The organism is Myxococcus dinghuensis (assembly GCF_024198235.1).
GTDB classification, from domain to species: Bacteria; Myxococcota; Myxococcia; order Myxococcales; family Myxococcaceae; genus Myxococcus; species Myxococcus dinghuensis.
The window spans coordinates 197,511-216,478 of record NZ_JAKCFB010000013.1 but is presented as its reverse complement, the minus strand read 5'-3'; the positions used below and the strand labels follow the sequence as shown (position 1 = coordinate 216,478).

The 18,968-nt window shown below is 72.8% G+C and carries 12 protein-coding genes and 1 pseudogene; 8 read left to right on the top strand and 5 right to left on the bottom strand.

Annotated features, from left to right (window positions below; genetic code table 11):
- From LZ198_RS19475 to LZ198_RS19465, 3 genes and pseudogenes are all read right to left on the bottom strand, one after another.
- Positions 1-326, bottom strand: a pseudogene (locus tag LZ198_RS19475) (hypothetical protein); the annotation flags it as partial.
- Between the two features lie 192 nt (positions 327-518).
- Complete coding sequence (locus tag LZ198_RS19470; RefSeq protein ID WP_253973506.1) at positions 519-2,336, bottom strand: hypothetical protein; 1,818 nt, start codon at positions 2,334-2,336, stop codon at positions 519-521.
- 129 nt (positions 2,337-2,465) lie between these two features.
- Positions 2,466-3,542, bottom strand: a complete 1,077-nt coding sequence (locus LZ198_RS19465; protein ID WP_253973505.1) for an ATPase, T2SS/T4P/T4SS family — start codon at positions 3,540-3,542, stop codon at positions 2,466-2,468.
- A gap of 100 nt (positions 3,543-3,642) precedes the next feature.
- Here LZ198_RS19465 and LZ198_RS19460 point away from each other — a divergent pair, with 100 nt between their 5' ends.
- The gene (locus LZ198_RS19460; RefSeq protein WP_253973504.1) at positions 3,643-4,188 is read left to right on the top strand and encodes a DUF1579 domain-containing protein; all 546 of its coding nucleotides are present in this window, start codon (positions 3,643-3,645) and stop codon (positions 4,186-4,188) included.
- A gap of 150 nt (positions 4,189-4,338) precedes the next feature.
- Positions 4,339-5,946 (top strand): hypothetical protein, encoded by a 1,608-nt coding sequence (locus tag LZ198_RS19455; protein WP_253973503.1) that lies wholly within the window; start codon positions 4,339-4,341, stop codon positions 5,944-5,946.
- A gap of 10 nt (positions 5,947-5,956) precedes the next feature.
- Here LZ198_RS19455 and LZ198_RS19450 read toward each other — a convergent pair whose 3' ends face one another.
- Together LZ198_RS19450 and LZ198_RS19445 are read right to left on the bottom strand one after the other, a co-directional pair.
- Positions 5,957-6,319 (bottom strand): cupin domain-containing protein, encoded by a 363-nt coding sequence (locus tag LZ198_RS19450; RefSeq protein WP_253973502.1) that lies wholly within the window; start codon positions 6,317-6,319, stop codon positions 5,957-5,959.
- Between the two features lie 76 nt (positions 6,320-6,395).
- Entirely contained in the window at positions 6,396-7,085 is a 690-nt protein-coding gene (locus LZ198_RS19445; RefSeq protein WP_253973501.1) for a VOC family protein, read from the bottom strand.
- 242 nt (positions 7,086-7,327) lie between these two features.
- Here LZ198_RS19445 and LZ198_RS19440 point away from each other — a divergent pair, with 242 nt between their 5' ends.
- From LZ198_RS19440 to LZ198_RS19415, 6 genes are read left to right on the top strand one after another with little or no spacing between them, the layout of a single operon-like run.
- The gene (locus LZ198_RS19440) at positions 7,328-8,215 is read left to right on the top strand and encodes a DUF2135 domain-containing protein (RefSeq protein WP_253973500.1); all 888 of its coding nucleotides are present in this window, start codon (positions 7,328-7,330) and stop codon (positions 8,213-8,215) included.
- Positions 8,216-8,249: 34 nt separating this feature from the next.
- Positions 8,250-8,837, top strand: a complete 588-nt coding sequence (locus LZ198_RS19435) for a DUF1175 family protein (protein ID WP_253973499.1) — start codon at positions 8,250-8,252, stop codon at positions 8,835-8,837.
- Complete coding sequence (locus LZ198_RS19430; protein ID WP_253973498.1) at positions 8,834-10,462, top strand: hypothetical protein; 1,629 nt, start codon at positions 8,834-8,836, stop codon at positions 10,460-10,462. Before LZ198_RS19435 ends, LZ198_RS19430 begins: the two co-directional genes overlap by 4 nt.
- On the top strand, positions 10,459-15,177 hold the full coding sequence (locus tag LZ198_RS19425) for an alpha-2-macroglobulin family protein (protein ID WP_253973497.1): 4,719 nt from the start codon (positions 10,459-10,461) through the stop codon (positions 15,175-15,177). Before LZ198_RS19430 ends, LZ198_RS19425 begins: the two co-directional genes overlap by 4 nt.
- Positions 15,178-15,180: 3 nt before the next feature.
- Positions 15,181-17,421, top strand: a complete 2,241-nt coding sequence (locus tag LZ198_RS19420; protein WP_253973496.1) for a SpoIID/LytB domain-containing protein — start codon at positions 15,181-15,183, stop codon at positions 17,419-17,421.
- Positions 17,418-18,956 (top strand): DUF6896 domain-containing protein, encoded by a 1,539-nt coding sequence (locus LZ198_RS19415; protein ID WP_253973495.1) that lies wholly within the window; start codon positions 17,418-17,420, stop codon positions 18,954-18,956. The genes LZ198_RS19420 and LZ198_RS19415 overlap by 4 nt, the downstream gene beginning before the upstream one ends.
- The last annotated feature ends 12 nt before the right edge of the window (positions 18,957-18,968 follow it).

Sequence of the window (18,968 nt, the reverse complement as noted above, 5' to 3'; positions counted from 1 at the left end):
ACGGCCGGGGTGAAGGGGCGCGGCCGGCGCGCCGTCGTGGACCGCGCGGGTTCGGCGGCGCGCGCCGGCGCGGGCGGCGGAGGCGAGGCCATCAGCCGCAGGACCAGGGCCGTGTCGTCCGCCGCGCTGGCGCGGATGGGCCGCGCCGCGCCCTGCCACAGCGTCACCAACCCACCGAGCACCAGGCCGTGGAGCGCCAGGGCGAGCGGCGTCACCCAGAGCGTGCGCCAGGTGTCCCCGGCCCGCCGGACGCGGGCCTGGGTGATGGAGGCGAAGAGCCCCGCTCCACTCTCACCGGCCTTCGGACTCCCGTCCGGCATGTGCACGCCCCCTTCCCTCCTGCTCGACCACCAGTCTAGCGGGAGGCCCCGTCCACCTGACACCCCTGTTAGTGATGCCCCCCACGCCCGTGAAGGGGCATGGCGCGGGGTGTGTGCGTGGCCCGGCCCGGGCGGGGGCGGAGTGTCGCGGGGGGCGCAGTCGCGTCGGCCTGGGAGGGTGGTTCTCCCGGGGCGGGGTCAGCCGTGGGGGTGCTGGCAGGAGGAGCACATCTTCGGGTTGAGCAGGGAGGGGCTGAACAGGCTGCAGTCGCAGCCCATGTAGAAGCAGGAGTGCAGGTTGTCGTAGCGCCCGCCGAAGGGGTGGGGCGAGAGCGTCTGCATGGAGACCTTCGACACGTTGCTGGTGGGCGGAGGCATGGACGAGCCGCCGTAGCCCACGAAGAGGGGCTGGGGGATGGGGTCCTTCTTCAGCGGCTTCGCGCCCTGACTGCGAGGACCCGGCCAGGCGAGGAGCTTCACCTGCACCTTGTCGTTCGAGCCGGGGTTCGGCAGCCGCACCGCCACCTGGAAGTACAGCGCGCGCTGCGCCCAGTGCTCCGGGCTCTGGAAGTCCCAGGCCAGCTCGCTCACGGTCCACGTGGTGGGGTGGACGGACGTGCCCTGGGTCAGCCCCGTGTACTTGTCGATGCACAGCAGGGCCTTGGTGCAGCGGTCCATGACGAACATCCACTGCTCCTCCTCCGCGTGCTCCAGCGACGTCTGGAACTTCGCGGTGCTGGCCTTCACCTCGAAGAAGGCCCAGCGGGGACTGGAGGGCGTGTGGTCGAGCTTCGCCGCCAGGTCCACGCCGTTGCCCGTGTTGTTCTGCACCGCGCCGCGCACGGCGAAGCCGAGCTCCCGGATGAACTGCGTCGCGATGCGCTCACCCGTGTCGCCAATCCAACTGCTGTCCATGTACGTGATGGAATTGCACTGGGCCAGCAGCGTCATCGAGGGGCCCGAGCCGCCACCGGACTCGCCCCAGGGGCGGCGCACCGCGGTGATGGGAGCCCCCTGGGTGTACTCGTGCGTGCCATAGCGGGGCATGTTCACGCGGATGAGGTGCAGCTCGTAGTCCGCGCCCCGGTTCATGGCGGACTCGACCGTCTTGGCGCCCTTCAAGGCCTCTTCGCCGTAGCCCCCCTCGAGCGCCTTCTTGATGCGGCTGTCCACGAAGGACTGCGCGTTGCGCTGGGCCGGCGAGCACTGGGCTTCGTTCACCTTCACTTCCGCGTAGTGGATGACGGCGCCGCGCTCGGCCTGTTGGACCTGCTTGCGGGCGCGGCTCGGGAAGCGCGTGGTGGTCGGGGGGGCGGACGAGGAGGGGGGCCCCACCAGCAGCGTCATCAGGGCGTTGTAGTCGTCGTCGCCGTAGGTGATGAAGACGATGTCGATGCCGGTGTTGCTGCTCACGCAGATGGAGTCGAGGTTCGTCTGGGCCTTGATGAAGTTGCGGAAGAGCACCTCCGCCTGCACGCCCGCGTGGAAGCTGGGCACGTTCAGCGGCACCTGCTCCAGCGTGTAGGCCGTGTTGGTGGCGAGCCCCTGGTAGCGCTTCGTGAGGTGACAGTCCGCGCAGCGCGTGTAGGACGTACAGGCCCAGTACAGCCGCGAGCAGCCCGTCTCCGAGCAGGACTTGATGTGGGGCTGCTGGCCCATGGCGCACTGGCCACAGATGAACTGGCTGAACGTGGAGTCGCTGAACCAGTCGTGTCCCGTCCCGTACTTGTCCAGGTCCAACGGCCGGGCGCACAGGCCACACTTCTTCCGGTCGTCGCGGAAGACGAAGCCCTGCTGGAACTGGACCTGCGGCGCCGTCAGCACCTTGTGCCGCTTCTCCATGTACTGCAGGACCTGGGACGCGATGCCGTCACTGCCGAAGACCTTGAAGCGCAGCGCGGAGATGGCGTGCTCCAGCTTCCACGCGTCCTTGCATCCGTCGATGGCCAGGGCGAGCGCATCCTTCTGGAGGGGGATGTCGGTCTCGTAGGTGTTGCCGTCGAACGTGATTTGCATGGCCGCCCGTCGAGCAAGGGCCATACCAGCCCACCCGCGACGACGGCGGGGCCCGGGGCGGGGGGCGTGCGTTCCGTCGAGACGCGTTGGCGTCAGGCGGGGACGCTGACGTGGCTGGACGTGAAGCCGCTACTCACTCGGCGTGTCGCCCGCCGCGCGCGTGAGCCGGGCGTGTCCGGCGCCGTCCCGCGTGACGGTGTGCACGGTGAGCGCGCGGGCCCCGGTCGTCGCGTCCACGGCGTGGTGGACGATGAGCGGGGTGAGGGGCACGCCGGGGAAGGCCTCGCCCAGCCGCGCGAGCACCTCCTCCGGGGTGGCGGCCTCGAGCGCGAACGCCACCGCGTGGCCGGTGAACGCGCTCTGGATGAGCATTCGGAGGTCCTCGGGCGTGCGGGCCTCGTCCGCGAACACCACGTCCGGGTCCTGGCGGAGGAAGGCGCGCAGCAGCTGGGACAGCGGGGCGGAGGGACCGACGCGCACGGTGCCGACGCGCACGTCCACGCTCCGCGGCTGCTCCAGCGCGGCCAGCGCGTTCACGCCGTCCGGGAGCGTGCCCATCGCCGCGTGGAGCGTGGTGCTCCGGCCCGTCCCGCGCGCGCCGGTGAAGAGCACGGGCTGTCCGTGGAACAGCGCGTCGAGCGTGCGGAAGCGCGCCTCGAGGAACGCGGCGTCGTCCGGCGACAGCGGCAGCGAGGAGAAGGGAGGCTGGTCCGCGCGAAGCCGGCGGTCGCGCGCCACCGCCGTCACCCAGGGGCCGAGCGGGCCGTCCTGGAACGTCATCCAGAAGAGGCGCTCCGCGTCGTCTCCAGCGCCGAAGGGGAAGGCCACCGTGCCGCGCTGGGGCCGGTCCTCGTCGTGGCCCCGTCCGCCCAGGCGCGCCAGGGCCTCGCCCAGCGGCGCGTGGAGGTCCGGGGCGTAGGCCACCCGCACGGCGGCGCGGTCCTGCCCCAGCAGGGAGGTGTCTCCCGGGGCGTCCGGGCGGAGGAAGAAGAACGAGACGCCCGCGTTGACGCCCTCCTCGTCCTCCGCGCACCAGACGGAGAAGAGGGACACGCGCGTCTGGCCGGCGAGGGAGACGAGCGCTTTCGCGGCCTCGTCCGGGGTGGTGGGCGCGGCGGGGGGCTCGGGGACGACGTGGCCCGCGGCGGCGAGCTGGTCGACGAGGCCGGCCGTCAGGGCGGCGAGGGTGGTGGCGGGGGTGCTCATGCGCGGAGGTCCTTCGGTTCGGCGCGATGATGACATGCGGCGTGCGGCGTCCGCCTGGATGAGCGACGATGCGGGCGCGTTTTTCCGAGGAGCCCCCGAGATGAGCAACGAGCTGGACGCGACGACCGCGCCGACGACGACCTTCGACGCGGGGGACGAGCACCGCGCGCTGAAGCAATGGGTGGGACGCTGGGAGGGACCCACGCGCACGTGGTTCGACCCGGCCGGAGCCCCGGAGGAGTCGCACACGCACGCGCGCGTCGAGGCGCTGCTCGGCGGGCGCTTCGTGCGCATCGACTACCAGTCCACCGCCATGGGCAAGCCCCACGCGGGGCAGCTCCTCGTCGGCTTCGACACGGGCGAGGGGCAGTACACCGCCGCGTGGGTGGACAGCTTCCACATGAGCGCGTCGATGATGCACTCCACCGGCGCGCCCCGCGAGGACGGCCGCGTCTGCGTCCTGGGGAGCTACGCGGCCAGCATGTGCGACGACCAGGGCGTCACCCAGAAGCAGCGCTGGGGCTGGCGCACGGTGATCCACCAGCCGGACGCGGACACGCTGGTGGTGGAGTCCTTCAACATCTGGCCGGAGGGTCGCGAGGACCCGGCCGTGCACACGCGGCTGTCGCGCCGCCGCGAAGGCTAGCCCGCGCGCGCGTGTCAAGGTGGGGGCGCGGACGGTCCTGGCGAGACGGGGCCCCTCCGGGCCCGTGTTTGGGATAAGGCTGGGGCGGGGCCGCGCGCCGGGAAGGGCGCCGGCCGGGTCGGGGTTCGCGGGCCACGTGAGAGGACGTGCATGAAGCTGGATGACCTGGTGCTGGCGTTGACCGTCTCGCTGCTGAGGGTGGAGCGCGAGCGGTGGCTGGAGGTCCTGTCCCAGGTGGAGGTGGAGCTGGGCTCCGGCTGGACGCTGCGGCTGCTGGAGATCCCCGGGACCTATTCGGTGGGCGCGCGCACGCCCAAGGGACAGGAGCTGTCGCTGGAGGCGTGGCGGGAGCTGCTGGACGCGGAGGGGCTGCAGGGGGTGCGCGCCATCGACCTGGGCAGCCTGGGGCCGGCGGAGATGCCGGAGCACGTGGCCGCGGCGTTCATCAACTCGGAGGCGCTGGTGCTGGACGTGCGCACCCGGAACGGCTCCTCGCTCTACCAGCTGGAGACGGTGCTCAGCAGCGCGTCGCTGATGTCGCCGCGCCAGTTCGCCGAGTTCGCGCGCCTGCAGCCCCACGCGCCCAAGGTGATGGAGGCGCTCGCCCGCGCCATCACCGAGTCCAACCAGCTCAACCAGCGCCCCGCCGTGGCGCCCTCGCAGGTGGCGGACTACCTGCGCTCGCGCGAGGGCGCGGGCCTCTTCGACCTCCTGGGCGGGGACCTCCTGCGGGAGCTGCAGGTCACCGTGCTGCGCCAGGGCGCGCAGGTGCTCGTCCCCGAGGACCACCGCGCCTTCTTCCGGACGCTGGACCCGGACGACTTCGAGCGGAGCCTGCTGCCGCCGGACCGGCTGGCGGAGTTCGTGCCCTCCGACGAGCGGCTGTACCTGTCCGGCGACGACTTCGGGCGGGACTTCGTGGCGCTGGTGGAGGCGCAGCCCTTCGCCGACGACATCTGGCGCCGCGCGGTGGAGAACCTCAACCGCTTCATCCCGGACGGCGGCGCGCCGCACACCCCCGAGTCCCTGAAGGCGCTGCTGTCGACCGCCGGCGCGGAGGCGATGCACGCGGTGCCGAGCGGCAACCTGATGGAGGAGCTCCAGATGTGCTGCAAGGCGCATGGCGTGGAGCCCGTCATCCCGGCGGCGCTGCGCGAGCGCGTGCGCGCGCTGGGGCCCACCCGGGAGGCGCGGGAGAAGGACCCGGGGCTCCTCCCGGAGCGCGAGTGGATGCGGCTGGTGCCCAACGACGCGCGCTACCAGCTCTACCTGTTCAGCGCCCTGACGATGGCGCGCTCCCCCGCGCTGCCGCGCCCCACCACGGACGCGCGCGTGGAGTTCCTCGCGAGCCTGGGGGACGTGGCGGACTTCGCCGAGCGCAAGGGCTCCCCCTTCGCGGAGGCGTTCCGGCTGGCGCGCTTCTGCCTGGAGAACACGGGGTTCCGGCTCCAGGACTACGGGCCCTCGCGGGTGGGCGCGGTGCGCGAGGCGCTGCGGAGCGAGGGCTTCAGCGAGCGGGCGTGGGAGGTGTTCGAGCGTCGCGCGTCGCTCGTCACGCTGTTCCAGGTGTTCCCCTCGTCGGAGGAGCGGCTGCGGGGGCTGCTGGCGTGCTCGGTGGCGGACGTCTTCGGCGGGATGGGCTCGTGGAACGACGAGTTCTTCGAGACCGACGACGACCAGGCCTGGTACGAGCGCGTGACGCAGCAGCTCTTCCGCGCGCTGCGCGAGTTCTTCGTGACGATGGTGAACGCGCGCTGAGGCGGGCGCGTCAGGCGTCGCGGTGGACGGTGCCCGGGGAGAAGGCGGGCAGGCAGATGGCGACGTACTCGGCGCCGTCGGGCTCGGGGGTGCTGTAGCGCACCCACTCGCCGGGCTCGCAGATGACGGCCTGGCCGCCGCGCACGTCGATGAACCCGCCCTTGTGCTCCACGCGCAGGACGCCGGCGAGCACCAGGGTCAGCTCCTTGAACTCGGGCGTCTGGCCCGGCTCCTCCCAGCCCCCCGGGCTGTTCATGTGCGCGACGCTGACGTCGGACGTCTTCGTCGTGGCGCGGCCCACGAACTCGTGGATGAGCTTCGGCTTGTTGCCCACGGCCGTGACGCGCATGGGAGCGGGAATCAGGGTTGGCATCGGAGGCCCTCGACGGACTGCGGGGTCGTTTCTCCGCCCGGGACGTTACCGCAACGCGCCCGCCGGCTGGGGCCCTTCACGTCGACAGCCCCCACACGTCGAGCGCGACCTGGGGCGGGGGCCGGTACTCGTACAGCCGGGGCATGGGGCTGGGGCCGCCGGGCGGGCCGACCATGTCCTCGAACACGAGCCAGCGTCCATCCGGCGCCGTCACGCGCTCGATGTAGTCCCACTCGAAGTCGTCGTTGAAGATGAGGAAGCACCAGCCGTTCGAGCAGAGGTACGGCATGAGCACGCGCGGCGCCTCCTCGACGGCCCGCCGCTGCGCGTCCGGGATGGTGACGTCGCCGCGCTCCAGCGCCTCGAGCACCGCCAGCACCTCGTCCTCCGTCAGCCGCTGCCCGCCCGGCTGCTCCTGGAACTCCAGCCGGTTGCCGAACGGGTCGTCCGCGTGGAACCGGCGCACGTCGGGCACCTCGTTGGACCAGCGCGGCGCGTGGCCCGCGACCTCCAGCCGCATCCCGAGCGCGTCGAGCGTCGACACCCGGAAGGCGGGGTGCGCCTTCCTCGCGGGATGGAAGGGCTCCTCCACGCCCAGGTGGAGCCCCCGGCCGTCCGGCAGCTCGAACCACAGGCCCCCGCGTTTCGCGAGTTCTGGTGGTTTGGGAATCTCTCGCAGGCCGAGCAGGTCGGCGTAGAAGGCGCGGGCCCGGGGCTCCTCGCCGCGAGGCATGGCGAGCTGGATGTGATCAATCCCCTGAATCATGGTCCGCCGCTCCCCCTGTCCGGGTGAGCGAGTCTGCCTGGACTTCAGGTGCGGCAGGAAGGCCTCGCGGGCGTCACGCGAGTGTGGTCCCACGTCCACGGGAGGTGACGCGGGCAGACATGTTCCGAGGGGTTCCACCCCTATTGACGATTGGCAGGCGACTTGAAAAGGAGGGACGTGCCGGCGCAGTCTGGCCGCACCTTCCGACATTGCCGTCGGGCATTTCCCTTCAAGGACGCGCGATGCTTCCCGTCATCCTCGCCCTGCTCCTGTCGCAGTCCCCCGCCGCGAATCCGCGCCAGCAGGGGGTTCCCATCGGCAAGGGCAAGACGCTCCCCACCGTGAAGCTCACGGCGCCCTCGGGCGGCTGGACGGTGGACCGCATGCTGCTCATCGAGGGCAGCGTCAGCGACAACTCCATCGACCCCATCGTCGTGTCGCTCAACGGCGACCGCTACCTGATGCGCACGTTCAACGGGCGCTTCAGCCGCAAGTTCCCCGCGGCCAGCGGGAAGAACGTCGTCACGGTGATGGCGACGAACCAGGCGGGCACCGCGCGCACGCAGGCCACCAGCTACGCGCAGATTCCGCCCGTGCCCTTCAAGGTCATCCTCACCAGCGACACGGACGGCGTGTACACCGACCTGCACGTCTACGAGCCCACGGACACGAGCGAGGCGGGCACGGAGCTGAAGATCCAGGACATGGCCCACGTGTACTGGGCGGACACGTCCAGCCCGTCCGGCGGCACCTTCTTCCTCAACTCGCAGGGCGGTGACTTCGACCAGCCCGCGTACGGCCCGTACCTCTACATCCACCGCGCGCCGCCCAAGGGCGTGTACCTGGTGGCCACCAACTACTGGCCCAGCGGCGACAAGGCGCACACGGTGGCCACGCTCAACCTCTCCCTCTTCGAGGGCACGCCCAACGAGGTGCGCCGCATGGTGCGCATCCCCCTGGCCACGCCCGGCACCACGCGCGTGCTGGCGTGGGTGAACATGCTCGGGGACGGCCAGGCGGAGGTGTACGTCCCGTCGCAGGACCCCAAGCCCAAGGCCGCCGGCTGGCCCACCAACCTGGACGCGGCCCTGAAGGAGCTGCAGACGAGCGGCGGCGAGGGCGAGTACTGACGCGCGTCCACCCGCGCGCCCAGGTCCCATGGCCATGCTCGCCCTCTCCCTGCTGCTCGTGCTGGAGGCCACCGCGCCCGCCGCGCCCGCGCCCGAGTCGCGCGACGTGCTGTTGCGGCGCGAGGTGGCGCAGCTCGCGCTGTCGCAGGTGAAGCGGCAGGACGCCGCGTGGCACCCGGACCAGCGCGACTGCGCGGGGCTCATCCGCTACGTGTTCCGCGCCGCGTACAAGCGCGTGGCGCCGGAGCGGCTGGCCACGCCGCTGTGGACGGACGCGCGCGGCCGGCCCACGGACTTCGCGGACGCGGAGACGCTGTTGCATCACAGCCTGGTGCCGCTCGGCCGCGACGAGTCCGCGCGCGCCGCGGTGCGCACCGGGGACGTGCTCGCCTTCCGCCAGGAGCAGGACGCGGGCCCCATCTTCCACCTCATGTTGGTGGTGCGCCCGGAGGACCGGGCCCACGCGCCGGCGCGAATCGTCTACCACCCGGGGGAGAAGGGCGCCGCCGTGCGCACCGGGCTCCTCCTCAACCTCGCCGACGAGGCGCCACGCGAGTGGCGTCCGGTGCCGTCCAACACGGCCTTCCTCGGCTTCTTCCGCTTCAAGGAGTGGATGCCATGACCACACCGTCGAGCCCGTCCGCGGGCACGCCGCCTCCCGCGGCGCCACCGCCCCGCAAGGGGCCTCCGAAGGCGCTCTTCATCGGCCTGGGCACCGTGCTCGTGGGTGCCCTCGTCGCGGGCGGCTTCTTCCTGGGCCGCCGCTCCACGTCGACCGTGGGCGACAGCGGCCCCACCGGCCCCCTGTCCTCCGGCAAGGGCGCCTCGGAGGCGGGCGCCTCCGTCGAGGGCCTGCCGGAGCCCACGGAGTCGGAGATGGAGGTGCCGGGCAGCAGCGCGCCGCCGGCCTTCTGGGTGGACGTGCTGCGTCCGCGCAAGGTGCGCGGCGCGCTGGCCAGCAACGCGTGGCTGAAGGCGCAGCTCGACCAGCCGCTGGGCAAGGGCTTCGTGGGGGGCTGGGCCGCCTTCCTCGGCTCCACCGGCGAGGACCTCAAGGGCAACTTCAAGGGCGCGGTGCTGGACCTGGTGGCGGGCCAGCTGCTCGACACGCCGTTCCGCGTGGTGTGGTTCGCGGGTGACGCGCGCGCGAGCACGCCCGCCGTCATCGTCCCCGCGCCCCCGGGCGCCGCCACCTCCGCGTACGACGCGCTGGACGCGGTGGCCAGCCGCAGCACGCTGAAGGCCAAGAGCTGCCCGTCCACCGGCACGGCCGGCGCGACGCCGCCCGAGGATGGCTTCGCGCTCAAGCGCTGGCTGGTGGCGGAGCAGACGCTGTGGGCGGGGCGGACGGCGGACCGGCTGGTGCTGGCGCGCCACCCGCTGGCGGTGCTCCAGGGCCTGTGCACGGAGCTGACCGGGCTGAAGCCCCAGAGCGACACGGTGGACGTGGAGCTGACGTTCCAGCCCGACGCCAACGGCCGCGAGGCGCAGCTGTTCTCGTACGTGCTGGGCCTGGAGCCCGGCGCGCGCCTGCAGTTCGGCGTGGAGGGCGACAAGCTGGTGGGCCGCGGCATCGCCGGTCAGCTGCAGGAGGGCGTGGCGCGGCTGGACACGGCGCCCCTGTCCGACGACCTGCTCAAGCTGGTGCCGGAGGACACGCCGGTGGTGCTGGCGCTCCAGTTGAAGCTGCCGGAGACGTTGAACACGGAGACGCTGAAGGCGTACTGGCAGCCGGGCGGGGAGAAGGCCGCCACGCGCACGCGGCAGATCGCCGTGGCGTGGACGCCGCGCGGGGACCCGGCGCTGGCGCCGGAGCTGGCGGTGCTGTGGGGCCGCGTGGAGGACGCGCCGGCGCTCCAGGAGCTGTTCTCCGGGGGCTCCCACACGGTGACGCAGGACACGGCGTGCAACCACGTGGTGCTGGCGTCGAGCGCCGCGGAGCTGGAGCGGATGCGCGGGGCCTGCGCGGGCAAGGTGCCCAACCTGCTCAACGCGGCGGGGCCGGTGGTGGCGGGCTGGCGCGCGCCGGGCAGCGTGACGTTCGGGGTGAACACGGGACGGCTGCTCAGCGGCCTCACCATGGACGGCTTCCTGTCCGAGTCCCGCGTGGGGCGCAACGCGCCGATGCCGAAGGCGGCGCCCCCTGAAATCGAAGCGGCGCGGCGCGAGCTGGAGTCGCTGCCGTACCTGGGCCTGCGCGGCACCGTGCAGGACGAATCGCTGGTTCCTGGAGGTTTCGGGTCATGAGGACGGTGGGACGACTCGCGGTATTGACGGCGTTGGTGGTGTCCGGCGTGGCCCTGGCCAAGCCGATCTACATCACCGTGCCGCGCGCCTACGGCACGCAGGAGCCGGTGGCGGTGGACGTGGCCTTCGAGGACAAGGGGCCGGTGGAGCTGCGCGTCCTCAAGCCGGACGACGTGGACGCCTTCATCCGCGCGCAGGGTGACCTGCGGCGCGCGTACGAGACGCCGCCGACGATGAACAACCCGGGCCGCGCGCTCAGCCGCGGCCTCAACGCGGCGCACGGGCCGGGCGGCTGGCTCCTGCACGCGCTCAACCCGACCTTCCGCGACACCGTGGGCGACGTGCTGCCCGCGGCGCCGGACGTGCCGGGCTCGAGCGAGCCGCTGGCCAAGGTGTCGGAGGGGCCCAAGAAGCTGGTGGGCGTGCCCAAGGGCTTCACGGTGGCGCGCAGCCAGTGGCTCAACCTGGACCTGGGCGGCGCCGAGCGCGACTTCAACGTCCCCGGCTTCGACACCAGCGGGGGCTACGGCTTCCAGGAGCGCCGCGTGGTGCTGGCGCCGCTGCCCGCGGGCACCTACGTGCTCCAGCTGGTGCAGGGCCTGGTGGAGGGGCAGGTGGTGCTCGTCGTCAGCGACCTGACGGTGCAGCTGAAGCAGACGGACGGCGAGGTGCTGGTGCGCGTGGCGGGCCGGGACCAGAAGCCGGCGGTGGGCGCGAAGGTGCAGGTGTACCTGCCCAGGGGCAAGGGCCCGGCGGGCACGACGGACGCGAAGGGCGAGGTGCGGCTGGAGGTGGACGAGCCGCGCGTCATCGCGACCGCGACGGCGGGCGGCGACACGGCCATCGTCGACACGGACTTCTACTCCACGCTGGCGGTGGCGCCGGACGTGTTCATCTACAGCGACCGGCCCATCTACAAGCCGGGGCACGAGGTGAAGTTCCGCGGCGTGCTGCGCCAGCCGGACACGTTCCTCGCCCGCCTGTTCACGCCGAAGAAGCGCGAGGTGACGGTGAAGCTCGTCTCGCAGGAGGGCCGGCCCCTCACCACGCGCGTGGCGGTGGACGAGTTCGGCGCCTTCCACGGCTCGCTGAAGATTCCGGGCGACCTGGGCACGGGCGTGCTGCGCGTGGAGGCGGACGTGGACGGCCAGCCCCACCAGGGCGAGGCGCGCGTGCAGGACTACGTGAAGCCGACGTTCTACCTGGAGACGGAGCCGGAGTCGGAGACGGTGGTGCCCGGCCAGTCGCTGCGCGTGAAGGTGCGCGCCCGGCGCTACGCGGGCGGCGTGCCGGACGGCGCGAAGTACGAGGTGTTCCTCTACCGCACCCTGCTGGACGCGCCCGCGTGGGTGGATGACGCCGGCAAGGGCGGGCAGGGCAGCGACGTGACGTACGGCACGCCTTCCTCCAGCGAGGGCAAGCTGAGCGTGCCGGAGCGGCTCTACTCCTCCGTGGAGGCGCGCGGCGTGACGGAGGACCCGTGGTCCAGCGCGTCCGGCTTCGACGCCAACGGCGAGGCGCAGATCGAGGTCGCGGTGCCGGAGCTGAAGGCGGGGGAGGAGCGGCTGCCGTACCGCTACTCGCTCACCGTGCGCGCGCGGGACGACCAGGAGACGTTCGCCAACGCCTCCACGTCGTTCTTCCTGTCGAAGGTGGAGGTGCTGGGCCTGGCGCGCTACTCGGACGCGGTGGTGTCCAAGGGCGGCGAGGCGACGCTGTCGGTGCGCGCCACCACGCTGTCGGGCAAGGCGTACGGCGTCACCCAGGGCGAGGTGGAGTTCGTGCTGCGCAAGGCGAACGGCGAGGAGAAGAGCCTGGGCAAGCGCTCCTTCACCACGTCGGCGGACGGCGTGCACCGGGAGAAGGTCCCCACGTCGGACGTGGGCGCGGTGGTGTCGCGGGTGACGGTGAAGGACAAGAAGGGCGAGGCGTGGCACGGCGAGGAGTCGCTGCTCGTCATCGGCGCGGAGGACGAGCCGGTGGCGCAGGTGCCCAACCTGACGCTGGCGTCGCTGTCCGGGACGCTGGAGCCGGGGGACACGGCGCGGCTGGTCGCGCTGATGCCGGACGGCTGGGGCACGGGTGGCCGTGACGCCGGCCCGGTGTGGGTGACGCTGACGGGCGCCACGCTGTACGACACGCAGGTGGTGGAGCTGAAGGGCCGCACGCTGGTGCACTCCTTCAACGTGGAGAAGCGCTTCGGCGGCGCGGTGTACGCGTCCGTGGCGTACCCCACGGCCCTGGGCCGCTGGGAGGAGCGCACGGTGGCGTTCCGGGTGATTCCGAAGGAGCGCACCCTCACCGTGGAGGTCCAGCCCCGCCGCGCGGAGGCCACGCCGCTGACGGAGCAGGTGCTCGACGTGCGCGTGACGGACTCGGACGGCAAGGGCGTGTCCGCGCAGCTCTCCGTGGGCGTGGTGGACAAGGCCGTCTACGCCATCCAGGGCGAGTTCCGCCCCAAGGTGCTCGACTTCTTCTACCCGCCGGCGCGCAACAACGTGTCCAACTTCTACTCGGCGGAGTTCCAGGGCTACGGCTACGGCGAGGCGCTGGCGCGGAAGATGGCGGGGCTGCCGGACCACGCCTTCGCGTCCATCAAGCCGCCCACGCGGCAGGCGAAGGACCTGGAGAAGGACACGGCGCACTGGGACCCGACGGTGGTGACGGACCGCGACGGCCGCGCGACGGTGCGCTTCACGCTGCCGTCCAACCAGACGCTGTGGGTGGTGACGGCGGTGGCGGCGGACACGTCCGGCCGCTTCGGCGAGGGCACCTCCGAGTTCGCCACGCGCGGCGGGCTGAACCTCTACGCGTCGCTGCCCCAGTTCCTGCGCGAGGGTGACGAGGCGCTCGCGTCGGTGCGCCTGTCCGCGGGCGAGAAGTCGCCGGCGAGCCAGGTGCTGGACGTGAAGCTGGCGTCGACGGGCTCGCTGAAGGCGGACCAGGCGCAGCACAAGGTGGAGCTGGCCAAGGGCGGCGAGAAGGTGCTGCCCCTGACGCTGAAGGCCACGGCGACGGGCGACGCGCAGCTGGCGGTGGACGTGACGGGCGGCAAGGACCCGCTCAGGGACCGCAAGCTGTTCCAGGTGGAGCCGGCCGCGGTGGAGGACGTGGTGAAGGTGAGCGCGTGGGGCGGAGGCGCGCTGGAGGTGCCGGCGGCGAAGGAGGCGAGGTTGACGCGCGTGGAGCTGGTGCTCCAGCCGTCCATCGTCGACGCGGCGCTGTCCAACGTGCGCGAGCTGCTCACGTACCCGTACGGCTGCCTGGAGCAGCTGGTGTCCACCACCGTGCCCAACGTGGCGGTGTACCAGGTGCTGCAGCAGGCGGGCGCGCTGGCGAAGCTGGACACGGACACGCAGGCGCTGCTGTCGGAGGCGCGCAGCCGCTCCGTGCAGGGCACCGCGCGCATCCTCAACCTGTCCGTGAAGGGCGGCGGCTTCACCTGGTTCGGCGGCTACGACACGCCCAGCCTGCCCCTGACGCTCATCGCGCTGGACGGCCTGGCGTACGCGGTGGAGGCGGGGCTGGTGGACCGCAACGACGCGCGCATCGCGGAGAGCCTGCGCTGGCTGGAGGGCCAGTCGGGCCTGCCGCCCGAGTACGAGGCCACGCGGGCCTACGTGCTGGCGCGGCTGGACGGCGCCAAGCAGGCGGCGCGGGTGCGCGCGCTGGTGGAGAGCTCCGACGGCGCGGACCTGTACTCGCTGGCGCTGACGGTGCTCGCGGCGGAGAAGGCGGGCGTCATCAAGGAGCCGGCGCTCCAGGCGCGCATCAACGGCCTGGTGAAGCGCAGCTCCGAGGGCTTCGCCACGCTGGCCGCGTACAAGCCGGGCCAGGAGATGGAGCTGTCGGAGGCGTTCTTCCGCTTCCCGCTGCGCCGGGTGGGCATGACGGCCATCGCCGCGCACGCCGCGTCGTTCGGCACGCTGGACGTGACGCGCGCGCGCAAGCGCATCCTGGAGATGCTGTCCGAGCCGGACCTGTCCACGTTCGACCGGAGCACGGCGCTGTTGCACTCGCTGTGGCTGCTGGAGCGGGACGCGAAGGCGTTCAAGGGCATGGCGCCGCCGGAGGTGAAGGGCGCGCAGGCGGGCCTGAAGTTCGTGCCGCGCGGCATGGGCCTCGTGGCCACGCTGGCCCCGGGGACGCGCTCCGTGGACGTGGGCGGCTTCGACGGCGTGGCCACGCTGCAGGCCACGGCGCTCACGCCGCTGCCGGCCGTGCAGGCCCGGAGCGAGGGCATGTCCCTGCAGCGCGCCTACTACGTGCTGCGCGAGGGCGGGAAGGTGAAGCTCGAGGACGGGGACACGGTGACGCAGGGCGAGGAGGTCTACGTGGAGCTGACGATGGACGCGCGTGGCAACAACGCGGTCCGCTCGGCGTACTACGTGGTGGAGGACGCGGTGCCCGCGGGCTTCGTGCCGCTCCAGGAGGACAAGGTGTTCCGTGGACCGCCGCACTCGCTGCCGCTGGTGCCCGAGGCGCTCAAGCGTCGGGTGCTCGACCCGGAGCGCGCGACGTTCTTCTTCGAGGAGCCCGCGTGGTGGAGCGACAGCCCGCGCACGGTGGGCTACGTGCTGCGCGCGCAGTTCCCCGGCACCTTCTCCGCGCCCCCCGCGCGCATCGAGGACATGTACGCCGCCCGCATCAACGGGCGGACGACGGGTGCCTCGTTGAAGGTGGTGCCGTCGAAGAAGGGCACGGGAGACCTGTAGTCGATGGGGTGGGCCGCCATGGTGGCCGCGTTGTTGGCGGCCACCCCCACCTTCGTCACCCGGGGGGACGTCACGCCCGAGCCGGAGCTCCGCCGAGAGGCGGAGGCCGGGTGGGCGGCCCTGGAGGCGGTGTATGTCGCGGAGGCGGGCGGCGCCCCCGCGAAGGCCCCCGGGGCCATCGTCCTCCAGCGGAGCCTGGCCCTGTCGCCCACGCGCAACGCGCAGGGCCGGCCGGGGCTGGTGGAGCTGCGGCAGAACACGCCCGGGGTGCTGGACGCGCGGCTGCGGCTGGCGCTGCGGCACGAGCTGGCGCACCAGCTGCTGTGGTGGGCCTGTCCCCAGTCCAGCGAGGACCGGCTGTTCCACGAGGCGTTCGCGCTGGCGGTGAGCGGCGAGCTGCCCGAGTGGCGGGACGCGCCCTACCAGTCGCTGTCGCGCGCGGCGGCGGACGTGGCGTCGTCGCCGGCGGTGGACTCGCCCCGGGCGCGGCGGGCGCTCGCGCGGCTCTTGAGCGAGACGGTGGGCTTTCCGCGCGCGCTGGCGCGGCGGCTGCGCCAGTGCCAGGACGGGGCGCGCTGGGTGGTGCCGCTGTCCATCGACGAGCTGGCGGACGTGCAGGTGCGCGAGGCGGGGCCGGCGACGGTGGTGGTGAGCCGGCACTCGGGCGAGGTGCTGCTGGCGGAGGGAGACGTGCGGCGGGCGCTGCCGTACGGGTCGGCGCTCAAGCCCTTCGTGTACGCGGCGGGCGTGGCGCACCCGGTGCTCTCGCCGCGCGCGGAGACGCAGGAGTGGGCGTGTGGGCCCAGGCTCCCGGAGAAGGTGGACGCGCGCACGGCGCTGCTGCGCTCGTGCAACGGGTACTTCCTGGACTGGGAGGCGCGCGGCTCGGCGCCGAGGGCCTTCGGGACGTGGGGCCCGGTGCTGTCGGCGGTGGGGCTGACGGGGACGCCCGAGGGCATGGCGGATGCGATTGGCCTGCGCTCCACGCTGTCGTTGTCGCCGTGGGGCATGGCACAGGCCTACCGGTTGCTGGCGGAGGCGCGGCCGGACGTGGTGGCGCTGCTCTCCGACAACGCGGCGCGCGGGACGCTGGCGGAGCTGCCGGCGTCGAAGGCGCTGGTGGGCGTGGCGACGAAGACGGGCACGGTGCGCGACGCGGCGAGCCGGCCGCAGTTCGGGTGGATCGCCGCGGTGGACGCGGACCTGGTGGTGGTGGCGGTGCGTCCGGGGCTGATGCCCCGCTCGTTCGCGGAGGAGGTCCCGAAGGCCCTGGCGCGCGCGCGCAAGCAGGCGGGGCTGGAGGCGGCGCGGGTGCAGGTGCTCGGGCTGTTGGCCCCGAAGGACGTGGAGGCGCGGTGCGCGGGCGCGGGGTTCTCCGTGGAGGAGGGGGTGCCCCACGTGGTCCCCCCGGACTGGGCCCGGCTGGAGTCGACGACGGCGCGCGGCGCGGCGGTGTGCCTGGGCGCGCCCTGGCGCGTGCGCTTCCCGAAGGGGCCGGAGGGCGGCCGGGACTACGCGGGCGTCTTCACGTGGTCGCCGCCGCCCGCGTATCGCCCCCCGCCCGGAGTGCCCACGTCCCCGAGCGCGATGAAGGCGCGGCGTGGCTCCGACTTCGTGTTCCGCACCACGCGGCTGCAATACACGGCGGGCGTCGTGGCCGCGGAGGACGTGACGTTGAAGGGCGAGGCGCGCGTGGCGCTGGCGCGCGTGGTGGCGCACAACGAGCAACACAGCCGACACCCGGGGCGCGCCGTCTGTGACACGACGCATTGCCAGGCCTTCCAGGGCACCGTGCGGGTGCAGCGCGAGGAGGCGAGGGCCCTGGGGCTGCCGGCGCTGAAGTGGCGCGAGTGGTTGTTGTTCTCGCAGGGCGGTCAGGAGCCGTGGAAGGAAACCCGTCCTCGGGGCGAGGTCGAGCGCCTGCTGGGGAAGGGGCTGGTGTCGCTGCGGTTCGAGTCGGGAAGGGTGAACTACCTGCTCACGACGCGAGAGGGTGAGGCGACGTTCCAGGACGGGCGCTCGCTGCCGTGCGAGGTGCTGCGCTCCGGCTTGAAGCTGCCGGCGTGTCCGCGCGTGGCGTCGTTCGACGGGGGCGTGCTGGTCTTCGAGGGGCGCGGGCGCGGGCACGGCGAGGGGTTGGACGTCGAGGCCGCGAAGGCGAGCGGGCAGGGCAGTGAGCTGATTCTCGAGCGCGCGTACGGGCGGGAGCGCCCGGTGCCTCGCGACGTGGATGGAGCGGAATGAAACCCACACATGAGGGGCTCCGGCTGGTGTCGGTCGACGAGCGCGCGGGCGCGGTGGTCCCCGTGGAGGTGGCGGTGGCGTCGCCGGGATTGGAGCGCCTGCGGGGGATTCGAGCCCTGCTGTCCGGTCAGGCCGTCCCGGCGCACGGGGAGGACGGTGCGTCGCTGCGCCCCGAGGCCGCCTGGCTCCTCGTCTGTCTCATGCGTCAGCTCGTGCGCCAGCGCTGGCTCGTCCGGGTCCTCGAGGAGCGGGTCCTCCGGTGCCGCTTCGGTGAGGGGCGGGACCTCGTCGACGGGCTGGAGGACGACGAGGACTCCGGAGACGTTCCGGGGCTCGCGGGGTGGCGGTTCAACTTCCACGGGCGTGGGTGTTGCCTGAAGGGCCCGGGGGAGCTGGTTGACGTGGACGCCTACGGCGATGCGGGCGCCACCATCGACCCCTACTTCTTCACGGCGCGGCTCTTCTCGCTCGCCTCCCCCGGGTTTCCCGAGGCGCGCCTCGAGGCGCTGCTCCCCGGCAGGGAGCTGGTCGTCCAGGTCATCCGCGAGCTCCAGGTCGATGGCCTCCTGACCCACCCGGAGAGTGACCACGTCTTCAGGCTCCCTCCGGAGCTGGAGGCCCTCGCGGACGCGGCGGATGCGCTGACGGTCGACGAGGGCGCGGCGCGCGAGCGGGTGGCGCTCCTGTTGGGAGACTACGAACTCCTCGAGGGGCATCGGTTCGCGGACCGCGCGTGGGCGAATCGGGAGGCACGACAGGAGTGGCTGCTCGAACGGGCGTTGGGCTCGAGGGCCTCCTCCGAGGCCTTCGATGCGCTCCGCCCGCTGCTCTCCCCCGAGGTGTTCCTCGACACCTGCGTGCGTGCCATCGAGGGGCCCCTCTCCGCGGCGACCACGGCGGCCATCGAGCAGCTCGAGCAGCAGCCCGGGGCGGACGGCGCCGACGCCGTGCTCCGGCTGACCGGGCGCATGTCTCCGCTCGAGCACCACCCGTATCCGTTGATTGTCGCCGCGCGATACCTGCTGCGGCGGGGCGTGGAGCGGGAGCGCGTGGTCGCGACGACGCTCGACTTCGCGCGGGCGGAGGTGGTGCCGGGCTTCAACGGCAACCCCTTCGACGCCGAGTTCGCGCTCCTGGCCCTCGAACAGATGCCGGACCATTCACTGGGGCTGGTGCGCGGAGCGTTGCGTTCCTCGACGCCCCTCGCGCGCCAGCAGATGGCGGCCGCGTTGAGTGTCCTCGACGCGCCGTGGTGTCAGCGGGAGTTGATCTCCGCGTTGGGGGACCCGGCCTGCGAGGACCTCGAGGGCCAGAAGTTCCTCCAGCTCGCGCTGGCGCGCAGCCAGTCCGAGTGGGCGAGGGCCGTGGCCTCGCGCTGGGCCCGCCGGCGCCCGCCGCTCCCCTCCCTGGAGGCCGGCTTCACGGAAGAGGAGGTGGAGGAGGCCAACGCCGACTGGTGGTTCGAGCAGAACCTGGAGATGGCCAGGGCCTGGGCCCGGCGGACACGCGTCCAGACGCCCACGGGCGTGGAGTGACGTCCCCCGGGA

Coding starts and splice junctions, on each gene's coding strand:
- LZ198_RS19470 (WP_253973506.1), bottom strand. CDS start 2,336: ATGCAAATCACGTTCGACGGCAACACCTACGAGACCGACATCCCCCTC.
- LZ198_RS19465 (WP_253973505.1), bottom strand. CDS start 3,542: ATGAGCACCCCCGCCACCACCCTCGCCGCCCTGACGGCCGGCCTCGTC.
- LZ198_RS19460 (WP_253973504.1), top strand. CDS start 3,643: ATGAGCAACGAGCTGGACGCGACGACCGCGCCGACGACGACCTTCGAC.
- LZ198_RS19455 (WP_253973503.1), top strand. CDS start 4,339: ATGAAGCTGGATGACCTGGTGCTGGCGTTGACCGTCTCGCTGCTGAGG.
- LZ198_RS19450 (WP_253973502.1), bottom strand. CDS start 6,319: ATGCCAACCCTGATTCCCGCTCCCATGCGCGTCACGGCCGTGGGCAAC.
- LZ198_RS19445 (WP_253973501.1), bottom strand. CDS start 7,085: ATGATTCAGGGGATTGATCACATCCAGCTCGCCATGCCTCGCGGCGAG.
- LZ198_RS19440 (WP_253973500.1), top strand. CDS start 7,328: ATGCTTCCCGTCATCCTCGCCCTGCTCCTGTCGCAGTCCCCCGCCGCG.
- LZ198_RS19435 (WP_253973499.1), top strand. CDS start 8,250: ATGCTCGCCCTCTCCCTGCTGCTCGTGCTGGAGGCCACCGCGCCCGCC.
- LZ198_RS19430 (WP_253973498.1), top strand. CDS start 8,834: ATGACCACACCGTCGAGCCCGTCCGCGGGCACGCCGCCTCCCGCGGCG.
- LZ198_RS19425 (WP_253973497.1), top strand. CDS start 10,459: ATGAGGACGGTGGGACGACTCGCGGTATTGACGGCGTTGGTGGTGTCC.
- LZ198_RS19420 (WP_253973496.1), top strand. CDS start 15,181: ATGGGGTGGGCCGCCATGGTGGCCGCGTTGTTGGCGGCCACCCCCACC.
- LZ198_RS19415 (WP_253973495.1), top strand. CDS start 17,418: ATGAAACCCACACATGAGGGGCTCCGGCTGGTGTCGGTCGACGAGCGC.